General features: G+C 37.4%; 11 protein-coding genes. 8 read left to right on the top strand and 3 right to left on the bottom strand.

Annotated elements, in window-relative coordinates; translation table 11 throughout:
• Positions 1 to 26: 26 nt before the first annotated feature.
• The 6 genes from infB to EGI31_RS06360 all read left to right on the top strand — a co-directional run bounded on the left by infB (position 27) and on the right by EGI31_RS06360 (position 7595).
• Positions 27 to 3080, top strand: coding sequence for a translation initiation factor IF-2 (gene infB, locus EGI31_RS06385; RefSeq protein WP_255036356.1), 3054 nt, complete (start codon positions 27 to 29; stop codon positions 3078 to 3080).
• Between the two features lie 127 nt (positions 3081 to 3207).
• A complete protein-coding gene (locus EGI31_RS06380) occupies positions 3208 to 3843 on the top strand; it encodes an O-methyltransferase (RefSeq protein ID WP_255036355.1) in 636 nt (211 codons plus the stop codon).
• Positions 3844 to 3845: 2 nt separating this feature from the next.
• The gene (locus EGI31_RS06375; protein ID WP_255036354.1) at positions 3846 to 6086 is read left to right on the top strand and encodes a LysM peptidoglycan-binding domain-containing protein; all 2241 of its coding nucleotides are present in this window, start codon (positions 3846 to 3848) and stop codon (positions 6084 to 6086) included.
• Between the two features lie 2 nt (positions 6087 to 6088).
• Complete coding sequence (locus EGI31_RS06370) at positions 6089 to 6670, top strand: DUF3109 family protein (protein ID WP_255036353.1); 582 nt, start codon at positions 6089 to 6091, stop codon at positions 6668 to 6670.
• On the top strand, positions 6645 to 6962 hold the full coding sequence (locus EGI31_RS06365; protein WP_255036352.1) for an MGMT family protein: 318 nt from the start codon (positions 6645 to 6647) through the stop codon (positions 6960 to 6962). The genes EGI31_RS06370 and EGI31_RS06365 overlap by 26 nt, the downstream gene beginning before the upstream one ends.
• A gap of 162 nt (positions 6963 to 7124) precedes the next feature.
• Complete coding sequence (locus tag EGI31_RS06360; RefSeq protein WP_255036351.1) at positions 7125 to 7595, top strand: Lrp/AsnC family transcriptional regulator; 471 nt, start codon at positions 7125 to 7127, stop codon at positions 7593 to 7595.
• Positions 7596 to 7633: 38 nt separating this feature from the next.
• Here the strand turns inward: EGI31_RS06360 and EGI31_RS06355 are convergent, their stop codons facing one another.
• Positions 7634 to 8854, bottom strand: coding sequence for a tetratricopeptide repeat protein (locus EGI31_RS06355; RefSeq protein ID WP_255036350.1), 1221 nt, complete (start codon positions 8852 to 8854; stop codon positions 7634 to 7636).
• A 119-nt stretch (positions 8855 to 8973) separates the two neighbouring features.
• Between EGI31_RS06355 and hpt the strand changes: the two genes are divergently transcribed.
• On the top strand, positions 8974 to 9522 hold the full coding sequence (hpt, locus tag EGI31_RS06350) for a hypoxanthine phosphoribosyltransferase (RefSeq protein ID WP_255036349.1): 549 nt from the start codon (positions 8974 to 8976) through the stop codon (positions 9520 to 9522).
• On the opposite strand, the gene EGI31_RS06345 is transcribed toward hpt, so the two are convergent.
• The gene (locus tag EGI31_RS06345; protein WP_255036348.1) at positions 9502 to 10440 is read right to left on the bottom strand and encodes an ABC transporter ATP-binding protein; all 939 of its coding nucleotides are present in this window, start codon (positions 10438 to 10440) and stop codon (positions 9502 to 9504) included. The two genes, hpt and EGI31_RS06345, sit on opposite strands and share 21 nt — an antisense overlap.
• A gap of 62 nt (positions 10441 to 10502) precedes the next feature.
• On the opposite strand from EGI31_RS06345, the gene EGI31_RS06340 reads away from it, so the two are divergent.
• On the top strand, positions 10503 to 11210 hold the full coding sequence (locus tag EGI31_RS06340; RefSeq protein ID WP_255036347.1) for an NUDIX hydrolase: 708 nt from the start codon (positions 10503 to 10505) through the stop codon (positions 11208 to 11210).
• Positions 11211 to 11216: 6 nt separating this feature from the next.
• Here the strand turns inward: EGI31_RS06340 and EGI31_RS06335 are convergent.
• On the bottom strand, positions 11217 to 13189 hold a 1973-nt coding region (locus EGI31_RS06335; RefSeq protein ID WP_255036346.1), incomplete at its 5' end, for a CVP-CTERM putative protein-anchoring domain-containing protein.

The following is a 13189-nucleotide window of genomic DNA, read 5'->3' as shown; positions in this document are numbered from 1 at the left end:
GTTATTATAAAATTTAAGAAAAATTTATGGCAGAAGAAAAAATGATGCGACTTAGCCAAGCGGCCAAGAAACTTAACGTAGGTACAATTACCATTATTGAGATTCTGAGCTCAAAAGGGCATCGTATTGATAATAATCCCAACGCCAAACTTTCATTTGACTTACTTGAGGTTTTATCAAAAGAACTGCATTCCCCTGAGCTTCTAGGAGATATGGGAGGCGGTTCGTCGTCAAGTTCATCCGCAGAAACTTCGTCGCCGGCTCGTTCGAATGACGAAATCCTGTATTTTAGAGAAGAACCAGCAGAGCCTGAGATCATTAAGATAGAACATAATCTGCAAGGGCCAAAAGTTCTTGGCAAAATAGACCTGAATAGCAAAGGACCAGCCAAGATTGTTCCAATAGACGCAGTTCCAGAAGTGCCGAAAGAAGCACCGAAACCTGAGCCGATTCCTGAGCCTGTGGTGGTTACGCCAGTGGTTAAAACTGAGCCAATAGTAGTTACCCCAGTAGTTGTAGAAGAGAAACCTGCTCCAGTTGTTGAGGAAAAACCTAAAGAAACTCCGAAACCTGTTGAGGCAGTTCAAGAAATTGTTGCTCCCAAAGAAGAACGGCAGGTTGAACCGGCAGTTGAACAACCTAAAGTGGAAGTAAAACTTGAGCCGAAAGAACCGGTACTCGCTGAGATCATTGCAGAGGTATTTGTGGAAGAAGAGGAAACTCCTAAAGCCAAAAAAGTAGTAGAAGAGGATGAAATAGAAGAAATACTTCCTCCAAAACTTATTAAGGCACAAGGTGATAAACTACAAGGATTGAAGGTTCTTGGAAAAATCGAACTTCCAGTTGAGCGTAAGCCGCTTACCAAAGAAGAACTGAAACAAAAACGCAAGAGAAAAAGAGTAATAGTAGGAGGTGAAAAAGTAGGTGATACGACGAAGTCGAATTTCGAAAACTTCAGAAAAGACCCCAAAGCGGTTGGTCCGAACAGACTTAATACACCAAATTCACCTCAAAACCCAAACACAGGTGGTGCGAAACCACCGTTTACGGGTGGTTCAAATACTGAGAAGCCGAGTCCTACTCCAAATCAAAATCAAGGAGGCGGCGGTAGCATAGGAGGTAAAAAAGACTTCAAAAAAGGTGGAAACAGAAAAGAGTCGGTTTCTCAAGATGATGTAAAGGACAACATCAAGAACACGATGTCTAAATTGCAAAATAAAGGCAACGAGTTCGGTTCGAAATATAGAAAAGAAAAACGCAGAAACCGTGCTGAAGCCCAGGATGCACTTGACCAACAAGAATTAGAAGAAAGCGGCACATTGAAAGTTACCGAATTCATCTCGGCATCTGAGTTGGCCTCTCTAATGAACGTTTCGGTGAACGAAGTTATAGCGAGTTGTATGAAGATGGGTATTTTTGCATCAATCAACCAAAGGTTAGATGCCGAAACTATCCAAATGATAGCCCTTGAATTCAACTTCGACGTGGAATTCATATCTGCAGAAGAAGAGGTATCGTTCGACACTGAGGTAATAGTAGACAAAGAGGAAGATTTGATACATCGTGCTCCTATCGTAACCATTATGGGACATGTTGACCACGGTAAAACATCGCTACTTGACTACATAAGAAGATCCAAAGTAGCATCAGGAGAAGCCGGAGGTATCACACAGCACATTGGAGCCTACTCCGTCACCATGAAAGAAGGAGCCAACAAAGGCAAGTCCATCACCTTCTTGGATACACCAGGTCACGAAGCATTTACGGCCATGAGGGCAAGGGGTGCTAAAGTAACTGACGTTGTAATTATAGTTATATCTGCTGATGATAGCGTGATGCCTCAAACAAAAGAGGCCATTAACCATGCTCAAAACGCCGGTGTACCTATTGTGTTTGCATTCAATAAGATAGATAAACCAAATGCCAATCCAGCTAAGATTAGAGAAGATTTGGCAAAAGAGAATATACTCGTAGAAAGTTGGGGAGGAAAATATCAAGAGCAAGAAGTTTCTGCAAAATCAGGTTTGGGTATAGACGACCTTCTTGATAAAGTTTTATTAGAGGCTGAATTGCTTGATTTGAAAGCCAATCCAAACAGAAAATCATTTGGAACAGTAATAGAAGCCTCACTTGATAAAGGACGAGGTTATGTATCAACTATTTTGGTAGAAAACGGAACACTGAAGATAGGAGATATTATGTTGGCTGGCCAATACTTCGGTAGAGTAAAAGCCTTGGTAAACTCTCTTGGTGAGAGAGTTAAAGAAGCTGGACCGTCTCAGCCAGTTCAAATATTGGGTCTTCCTGGAGCACCACAAGCTGGTGACAAGTTCAACATCATGGAATCTGACAGAGAAGCCCGTGAAATAGCCAACAAGCGTGAGCAGCTCAACAGAGAGATGAGCATCAGAGCGAAGAAACACATTACTTTGGACGAAATCGGTAGAAGAAAAGCGATAGGTACATTTAAAGAACTCAACGTTATTGTCAAAGGTGACGTGGACGGTTCAGTTGAAGCCTTGTCTGATTCACTATTGAAACTTTCTACGGACGAAGTTCAAGTAAATATTGTACACAAAGCTGTTGGACAGATTTCTGAATCTGATGTAACCCTGGCGTCAGCTGCAGATGCAATCGTAATTGGTTTCCAAGTACGTCCTTCAAACAATGCCAGAAGAATTGCAGACTCTGAACAAATCGAAATCAGACTTTATTCAATTATCTATGATGCTATCAATGAAATAAAAGCTGCCATGGAAGGTATGTTGGCACCGAAAGAAGAAGAGGTGGTAACAGGTAATATTCAGGTTCGTGAAGTGTTCAAAATCAGTAAAGTGGGTACTATTGCGGGATGTTATGTAACCGACGGTTATGTAAAACGAAACAACAAAGTAAGAATTATCCGCGAAGGTATAGTGGTTCATGAAGGTGAAATAGCTCAATTGAAACGTTTCAAAGACGACGTGGCAGAAGTTAAGAACGGATATGAGTGTGGTTTAAGTATCAAAAACTTCAACGACATTGTAGTGGATGATATCATTGAAAGCTTCGAAATTAGAGAATTGAAAAGAACACTTTAAATAAAATTAAAAAAGCCTTTCGGGGCTTTTTTAATAAATAGTAATTTTCATTTTTTTCTGAAAATATAATATTAACAATAAATTTGGAATTTACAAAATAATATTTTTATTTTTGCAATAAGAGAATATGGCAAACGACAAAATAAACGAATATTGTGAAGACCACAGCAGCCCCGAGTCTGAGGTATTAAGGCAAATAAGTAGAGATACCCATGCCAATTTACTTAAACCTCGCATGTTATCAGGGCACTTGCAAGGCAGGTTACTATCAATGATTTCGCAAATTTTGCAACCCGTAAATATCTTAGAAATAGGAGCTTATACAGGTTACTCGGCTATTTGTTTGGCAGAAGGCTTGGCAAAAGGTGGCAAATTGATTACCATTGAGGCTGACGAGGAACTGGAATCTAGAATTAGAAAAAACATAGAGTTGGCGGAGCTCTCTGATCAGATAGAGCTAAAAATGGGAAATGCACTGGATGTGATACCAACTTTAGATGCTATGTTTGATTTAGTTTTTATTGACGCCGACAAGTTAAATTATATCAAATACTACGACTTGGTAATTGAAAAACTCAATGTTGGGGGCCTGATAATTAGCGACAATGTCCTTTGGGACGGAAAGGTGGCGGATCAATATAAAAACGACGCTACCACTAAACTATTAAGAGAATTTAATGCCTACGTGCATAACGATACTAGAACTAAAAATGTGCTTTTACCCATAAGAGACGGCTTGCTTGTCTCCAGAAAAATAAAATAAAAATGAAAAAGATTTTAGCTTTCTTATTAATCTACCCTACACTATTCATTGCGAATGCTCAAAACCAATTAAGTATTCCTGAAACGCCAAAAAAAATAGAGTTCGCGAATATCCTTGTAGAACTAAATCCTGAAGCACTAAAAGCAGTAAATACGGAGGTCACCAATTTATTAACACCTCAAAATAAATTTTTAGATCAGAAGTTAGAGAGAATGCAATGGTATTTTCCGATAATTGAAAAAATATTAGAGGAAGAAGACCTTCCTGAAGATATGAAATATTTGGCTGTAATGGAGAGTTCCTTACTTCCAGAAGCCATTTCAAGCTCCAATGCAGTTGGTTTTTGGCAATTTAAAGAATCGACAGCCAAAGAAGTGGGCCTCAAAGTAGATAACAACCAAGACGATAGAAAAAACATCCACCTATCAACAAGGGCCGCAGCCTTGTATATGAAACGCAACAACCTTATTTTTAAAAATTGGATTTCGTGTTTATTGGCCTACAACTTAGGGGTTCAGGGAGCCTCTGATAAAATTCCGGTTGATTGGTCTTTTGCCAGTGAGGTGAAATTCGACGAAAACACACATCCTTATCTAATTAAAGCATTGGCACATAGAATTGCCTTCGAACATCGCTTGAATCGATTAAAAGATTCGCCAAGGAAATTCATAGAATATGCCACAAAAGGTAAATCTTTGGCTGAAATAGCCGTGGAACTCACTACTGATATTACAGAACTCAGAAAATACAATCCTTGGCTTTACGCACCTAATATTCCAGAGGATAAGTTATACAATGTATTGATCTTATCTAGAATTGAAGATGTAGAGGAAATCAATGGTAAAATTCAGAAACGATTAGACGCCAGAAAAATCGATGTTGGTTTTCCCCAGTTGAAACGAATCACCATGGTTTCCACCTCTCCTGATGATCCTATTTTTTATGAAATAAATGGCAAAAAAGGAATACTGGCCCAAAGTGGTGAGGAGGTAGCACAATTATCTAGCAAAGCGAAGATGAAAATTGGAAAGTTTTTGTCTTATAATGACATGACAGATAAGGACCTTACAAAAGAAGGTAGCATATATTATTTACAGAAAAAAAGTAAAAAAGCCAAAGTTCCGTTTCATACCGTTCATGGGGAGCAAACCATGTGGGATATTTCTCAAATGTATGGTGTGGGTCTAAAATACCTTCTGAAATACAACAGAATGAAAAACTCTCAAAAGCTACAACCCGGTAGAGTGATTTGGTTACAAAAAACTAGGCCTAAAAATCAGCCTATCGAGGTTATAAAGGAAGCCATTGAAGAAAAGGAAAGTCTCCCAGTTAAAGAGGATTATACTAAAAAAGAGGAAGTAGCCGCGAAAACCACGCCGAAAGCAAGCGAGAAATACGAGGAAATAGAAAAGCCGAAAGAGATTGTACGGAACGAGGAAGTAACAAAAGCTGAAACTCGGCCTACCGAAACAAAGCCTACCGAAGTAAAATCTGATGGCTTAAAGATAGATGATGATATATTTGAGCCAAAAAATAGTCCAAAGCCACCTGTAACTACCCCTCCTGTAAAAGTAGAGGAAACCAAAAAAACGTCGACTAAAACCGTAAGTACAAAACATATGGTGAAACAAGGTGAAACGCTCTTTTCGATTGCCAAAAAATATGGGCTAACTGTAGATGAACTTCGTAAAATGAATGTCATGAGTCCAACTGAAACCATAAAAGTAAATCAACTGTTGACAGTTGGTAAATCAACTATTGCTATTAAAGAGGAAGTTGTGACCAAAACACCACCAGTGAAGAAACCTATTGTAAATGAACCCATTGGAGAGGAAGAACTCATAAAACCAAAACCTCCTGTTAAAGAAACCACAACTACAACCAAAGCTCAAACCCATACAGTAGCAGCAGGTGAGACACTATTCAGTATTTCTAAAAAATATGGTGTTACAGTAAGTCAAATTCAAGACTGGAATGACCTCAATAACAATAGCATTAGTTTGGGCCAGAAATTAGTGGTTTCTTCCGTTAAAAGTACTAGCAGCACTTTACCAAAAACAACTACCGAAACGCCAAAGACTTCGACCAATTCAGTAGGCACAAAATATCACACTGTTGCTCAAGGCGAAACCTTATACAGTATTTCTAGGAAATACGATGCGAATGTGAGTGATATCAAAAAATGGAACAACATGACAGATAATAACATTATGGTGGGTTCTAAAATTATTATAAAAAAATAAGAATGATATTAATAGAAGACACCTGTATAAGCGATGATGTAGCCGACAAGTTTTTTGTATGCGACATAGAAAAATGCAAAGGTGCGTGTTGTGTGGAAGGTGATTTAGGAGCTCCGCTTGAAGAGGTAGAACTTCCTATACTTGAAGAAATTTACGAAAAGATAAAGCCCTATTTATCACCAGAAGGTATAAAAGCAATAGAAGAACAAGGCAAATACATAAAAGACTGGGAGGGTGATTATTCCACCACAACCATAGACGAAAAAGAATGTGCATACGCCATTTACGACAAAAAGGGTATCCTACAATGTGGTATTGAACAAGCATATAATGACGGTGTAATTGATTTCAAAAAACCGATTTCTTGCCATCTATACCCTATTAGAGTTACCAAATATGAAAGTTACCATGCCATCAACTACGACCGATGGAGTATCTGTTCGGACGCCTGTGCATTAGGTGATAAACTCGGCGTGGAAGTTTACAAATTCCTGAAGGAACCACTCATACGAGCCTACGGCGAAGATTGGTACAAGCAGCTCGTCAAAGAAATAGAAGATGCAAAGCTTTCAAGAGGTTTATGAGGTGGTAAAACTCATCCCCTCGGGTAGAGCCACTAGCTATGGTGCCATAGCCAAATACCTCAGTACTGGTGCCAGACTAGTGGGCTGGGCCATGAATGCTGCACATGGTTTGGCAGACGTCCCTGCTCATCGGGTAGTGAACCGAAATGGCCTTTTAACAGGCAAAATGCATTTCCAAACGCCTACCACCATGCAAGAACTGCTTGAATCAGAAGGTATTACCATCAAAGACGACCAAATTCAGAACTTCAAAGAAGTTTTTTGGAACCCGCAAATAGAACTTTCGCTATAACTCTCTTTTTGTAATATTTTAATTAAAAGTATTGATATTTATATAAAAAACTACTTTGATCAACCATAAAATAAAGAAGTTTATTTAAATAATTTAAAATTTTAATATAAAATACTATCTTTACGCCGAATAAAATTCTGAAATCATCAATCAAACATAAAAATGGCAGTCGGTAAATTAGATCAAATCGATCACAAACTTTTAGAAATACTTCAAAGTAACGGTAAAATAACGAATGCCCAACTTTCAAAAGAAATTGGACTTTCGCCAGCACCCACCTTAGAGAGAGTTAAAAAACTAGAGAATACTGGGATTATCGAAAGTTATCATGCACAAATAGACCGTGAAAAAGTGGGTCTTGGTGTTATGACTTTTGTACAAGTTACGCTTTCGGGACACAGAAAATCGATCACAGAGTCTTTTGTAAAGACAATAGAGGCGGTTCCTGAGATCATTGAATGTCACCACGTTACGGGCTCTTGTGATTTTTTGCTAAAAGTAATAGCAAGAGATATAGCGTCGTACCAGACCTTGATTATGGAAACAATCAATGAAATTGAAGTAGTGGCTAGTACACAAACTATGGTAATTCTTTCAACATTTAAAAACACTAAGGTACTTCCAATTCCTTGATTTTAAACTAAAAAAGAATTTATAAAAAAAAGGGGAAACTACTTTTTCCCTTTTTTTTGTGCCTTAAGTTTTTTGGTGAGATCCTCAAGAGATTTTTTGGCTTGTTGATACGAACTCGAATTCTTTTCTGAGTTTTTTAAAACCTCAGCCCAATATTCTACAGCAGCCTTATTATCATTTTCTTTCAAGGCAATATTACCCAAGGCCAAATTAGAAGCCACATAATAACCTGACTCCTTGGTATTGTTGTTCAGCGAGTAGTTGATACATTTTTGATAGTAGTATTTAGCTTGACTGTCGTTACGTTTATAATTCTGATTAACGTAGCCCAATATATAAGCCGCATATCTGCCGTCATTATCTCCGTAGCCGTACCGTTTTTCGTCCAACCTGGCCATCAGTTCGTTGGCATAAAACTCAGCTTCGTCTAACCTTCCTAGAGCAAAACTATTTCGGGCGACATATCTGTGAAAAAAGGAATTGTTGGGATAAAGAGTGTGCATCTGCCGTGCCATCATTAGCGACTTAGCAGACTGATTCTCGGCAGCGTAAATTTGAATCAAAAAATATCTGGCCTCCATTCTTGAATAAAAAGCATTGTTTGCCACATTTTCCAATTGTTTTATGCCCAAATTTTTATCTCCTTTTCTGAAAAAAGTTAACAATGGTTTGAGAGATTTATAGTTTTCATGAATCCAACGCGAGTAATAATTGTATACTCCATCTCCAAATAGCAACTCTGGATTTATGTTTTCTTCTCCCCTGCTGTAGTCCAAATATTTTATTGACTGCTTGCCTGCCCAAGCCGCCTTGACCCATTTTTCTCGCTCCGCATAAAGCCTACCTTTGATTGCATAAGCTGCCGAAAGAAAAAAAGCAGCTTCTTTGTTTTTCTTATTCCTGTCGAACATGTCATCGGCAAGGTCAATGGCATTATCCATGTAGGTATGGCACTGATCATCAAATCGCTCTTGTTTGGTATCGGGTACTATTTTCCACCACTCATTGAGGCCTAACATGAAATCACCCAACGGATGCTCTGGATACTTTACTTTCAACCATTTGTACTCTTTTTCGGCTTCAGAAAAGTTAAAATTGTACATGTTATTAACAGCAGCCGTAGTACTTATTTGCACTCCCCTATCCAAGAGGAGCATTTCTGCTTTCGGTTTTTCTTTGGTATTTAGAAAAGAAAATAATTGCCCATAAGACGTTATATGAGCCAAAAAGAATAAAATAAGAACGAGTCTTTGTTTCAATGTGTATGTTTTTGTAAAAAACGAAAATGGTCAATCAATAATTGCGTGACAAAATTATAGAAATTTGAAATTTCATCTATCAAAAAGCCGATTGTTAACAAAATATTATTTTATTTTACATGAAAAATAGAAATATGGTAGAGGTACTGGATTTGAAGTTCAAGGAACTAATAACGAGCGAGGAAATACAAGCAAGAGTTGATGATATTTCGGATAAACTTAACGAAAGGTTTGCGGACAAAAAACCCATATTTCTAGGAATCCTGAATGGTTCTTTCCTTTTTATTGCTGATATTTTTAAAAAACTCTCCATACCGTGCGAGGTAAGTTTCCTCAAAATACATTCTTATCAAAATACAGAATCTACGGGTAAAATGAAGGAATTGATTGGTCTAAACCAACCAATTGAAGGTCGTCATGTGGTTATTTTGGAAGACATTGTGGATACCGGGCGGACTTTAGACTTTCTGATGAAGACGTTGGAGATACATAATCCTGCTAGTATTTCTGTTGCGACGCTTTTGCACAAACCAGAGGCTATGCAGGTACCTATAAAGTTGGATTATGTTGGTTTCGAAATTCAGAATCAATTCGTGGTAGGTTATGGCCTAGATTATAATGGATACGGCAGAAATAGTAGCTCGATATTAATCAAAGTGGATGACTGAATGTATGTCGAATCTGATCTTCTGGCCAATCGGAAAGATATTTTTACTCAAGGCATAAATTGTATTTGAGTTATACTCAAGGATTATTTCATAAAAAGCTCCCTTAAAAATATTATTGATAACTTCTGCCTCTAACTCACCAGTTGGGTTAATGTCGATATTTTCAGCTCTTACAAAAACTTCTTTTTCAGTAGTTTTCAACATAAAACCGTCCCCAGTAAGTAAGGCTACATATTTGTTTTTCGGGAAATTATAAATATCTTCGGAGGTACCTTTTTGAACCATCCTGCCATTTTTTATGATGAAAAGTTCGTCTACCATCCCAAATGCATCATGAATGTCATGGGTTACAAAAATGCACGCTATTTGCTCTTTTCTTAAAACAGACTGCAGATTGAGCATCACTTTTTTCTTTATTATGGAATCGAGATTTGCAAAGGGTTCATCGAGTAATAATAAAAGAGGCTCATCTGCAATAGCCTTAGCGAGCATTACACGCTGAATTTCTCCACCTGAAAGTTCTCGTGGAAATTTGCCCAATAAATGACTAATATTTAAATCTTTAGCTAATTTACTAACTCTCTGATTTTGATATTTTTTTTCAAAAAACCTTACCTCATAGGCTATATTTTCTGCAATGGTGATGTTTGGAAAAAGCGTGTTTTGCTGGGTAACCATCTTGATTTGTCTGTGGCCGGCAATTAATTTTTTTGAGGGTGGTTCTAAGGGAGTTCCATTGATGTTGATTTGGCCTGAACTTGGTTCTTTCAAACCAGCCAAGAGTTTCAGCAGGGTGGTTTTTCCTGAACCACTTTGACCAATTATGCCCAGAATTTTACCTTTTTGAACCTTCAGATTGATGTTTTTGAGCGAAAAACTCTCTAAATATTCGAAGTTTACTTTTTTGGCTTCTATCATATTTAACAAAAGTAAAATGTATTGTCCAAATTTTTTTTATTAATTTGTAAAAAAACCTATGTATGCTAGACCTTTATAATAAACAATCCAAGTGTTTGGTAGCACTTGACTCTATAATTTTTGGATTTGACGGAGAAGAATTAAAAATATTACTTGTAAAAAGAGGACTTGAGGAAAATAAAGAGACATGGTCTCTAATGGGTGGTTGGTTGCAAGAAAATGAAGGCTTAAATGAGGCCGCCGATAGGATTCTTTTCGAACACACGGGTTTAAAAGACGTCTATCTTGAACAACTTGCCGCTTTCGGAAACCCTCGACGCGACCCTGTAATGCGAACAGTATCAGTTACTTACAAGGCTTTACTTAATATAGCAGACTATGACCACAAACTGACGAATAAAATCAGTGCCAAATGGTTTTCTTTAAAAAAATTACCCGAATTACTTTTTGACCACTCGGAAATGGTCGCCTTGGCTGTTGAGCGTCTGAGAGCCAATGCGTCTTTATATCCAATTGGGTTTGAATTACTTCCTGAAAAATTCACCTTACCTCAACTACAAAACTTATACGAAGCTATATTCGATACTAAGTTTGATAAAAGGAATTTTACCAGAAAATTGCTCAGCACAAACATTCTGACCAAAACAGATGAAAAACAAAAGGGTTTTTCAAAGAAAGGTGCCTTCTATTTTACTTTAAATAAAGAAAAATACAAAGACACCAGTTCTTATAATTTTTTATCTTTGACTAACCCAGATAAAATCCTTTAGTAGTTCCTATTTTACTTTCTTGATAATAAACGGAATACATATTTCAGCTGGACACTGACAGTCAATTTCGACGAAATCCACTCTATAATCTCTGAAACAGTTATTGGTATTGAATACCCTCACAGTGAACGACTGATTCGTATTTGTTACATCATTTTTAATAATTCCATCAAGTGGAATACTTTGTAAGTTCGTTGCACTCGATACGTTAAATACTGCACCAGGCGATAGTTGGTAATTGCTACCTATTGCAAATCCGCTGATTCTAATTCTTCCGTTATTCATAGAAGCAGAACCTTGGCAACCAGAATTGGTAGCTTCAACAACTACATTTGGCTTGCCTGTAACTGTCAAGTTGAAAGATTTGGTGATGGAACAAGCTCCATTTGTAATAAGAACGTTGTAAACACCCGCATTCACGATTCCAATATTTGTCAATGAAAACGTATTACTTGTTGAAGTGAATCCATTCGGTCCAGACCATTGATAGGTTTGACCTTGATCTATTGTAAAGACTAAATTTTCTCCCTCACACAAAGTGGTATCTGATAAAGTTCCCGGGAACACACAAACCAAACTTTCCTCATCTTCAGCAATGACCCCATTGAAGTTATTCACTCTACTGTCAGGATCATATTGATTACTACTAATTATTTCTGAGGTATTGGTATAATTTACAGACTGACTAAATGGAAGCACAACAGCATTAAAAGTAACTGTAAGTGAGTCTCCATTATTCACTGATAAATTGTTCCAGATAATTGTGGTATCCACGATAGTTCCAGCATTACTAATATTAGAAATAGAACCAAAACCATTTGGCAAATAATCAATCACGTCAACACCCGAAGCATTATCAGGTCCATTATTCTTGATTTTAATACTGAATGCGACCACCTCACCTACTTGTGGTGATGAATTATTAATTGATTTTTCAATAGATAAGTCGGCAATCTGAATATTTGGCGTAACACTGTCTTGATCGTTCTCAGACGGTATATTATTGTTAGGCGTACTGTTAGGGTCAAGCTGATCTGCAGCTGTTATTTGAGCAACATTTTTATATTCATCTAAACTACCTGTAGGTGCATTAACAATTACATTATAGGTAAAACTTGTGTCAGCATTAACATTCAAACTATTAATTTCCCAAGTAATTGTATCATTAAGATAAATTCCGTTTGATGTAATGTTTGAAATATTACTATATCCTTTTGGTAGTGCATCTTTTATCTGAACATTGGTAGCTACAGCAGGACCTGCATTACGGATATTTATTGTGAAGGTTAATGTATCACCTACATTTACATTTTGCATGTTAACCGATTTTGTTAAACTTAAATCAGCTCCAATATAAGTTATAATGATACTTGCTTGATCCGTTAAACCAGTAGTTTTTTCAACCAAAGTATATACAATAGGACTTGGGTTGTTTACAAAATTAGTTTCTGGTGTAAATGTTACTTGTCCAGTTAAACTATCGTATACAAACACTCCCTCACCAGTAACAATCAATGTATCTTGAATACCTGGCGTATTTACATCCAAATCCACTGTAACCTGATTTGCTGTAGGAGTAAGTCCATTTGAAAGTGTATCGTTTTCAATAATATTTATGACGATAATACTTCCATACGGATTGTTCAAACTTGAATCGTTTACGGCGATTGGCTGCTCTTCTACCACAGTTATCACTATCGTTGCAGTGCTGTCTAGACCAGTGCTCTTCTCGATCAACACATAGTCGATTGGACTTGGGTCGGTTACGAATGTAGGCTCTGGTGTAAACGTTACGTTGCCTGTTAAGCTGTCATATACATATACTCCTTCTCCAGCTACTGTCAGGGTATTTTGGATGCCCGGTAGTGACGGATTAAGGTCTACACTTACTTGTGAGGCTGTCGGATTGAAGCCTGACGAAAGCGTATCGTTGCTGATGATATTGATCACAACTGGTACTCCTATTGGATTGTTCAAAC

It is taken from the genome of Lacihabitans soyangensis, from assembly GCF_024343775.1.
GTDB lineage: Bacteria > Bacteroidota > Bacteroidia > Cytophagales > Spirosomataceae > Leadbetterella > Leadbetterella soyangensis.
This window is presented reverse-complemented; position numbering and strand designations above follow the sequence as displayed.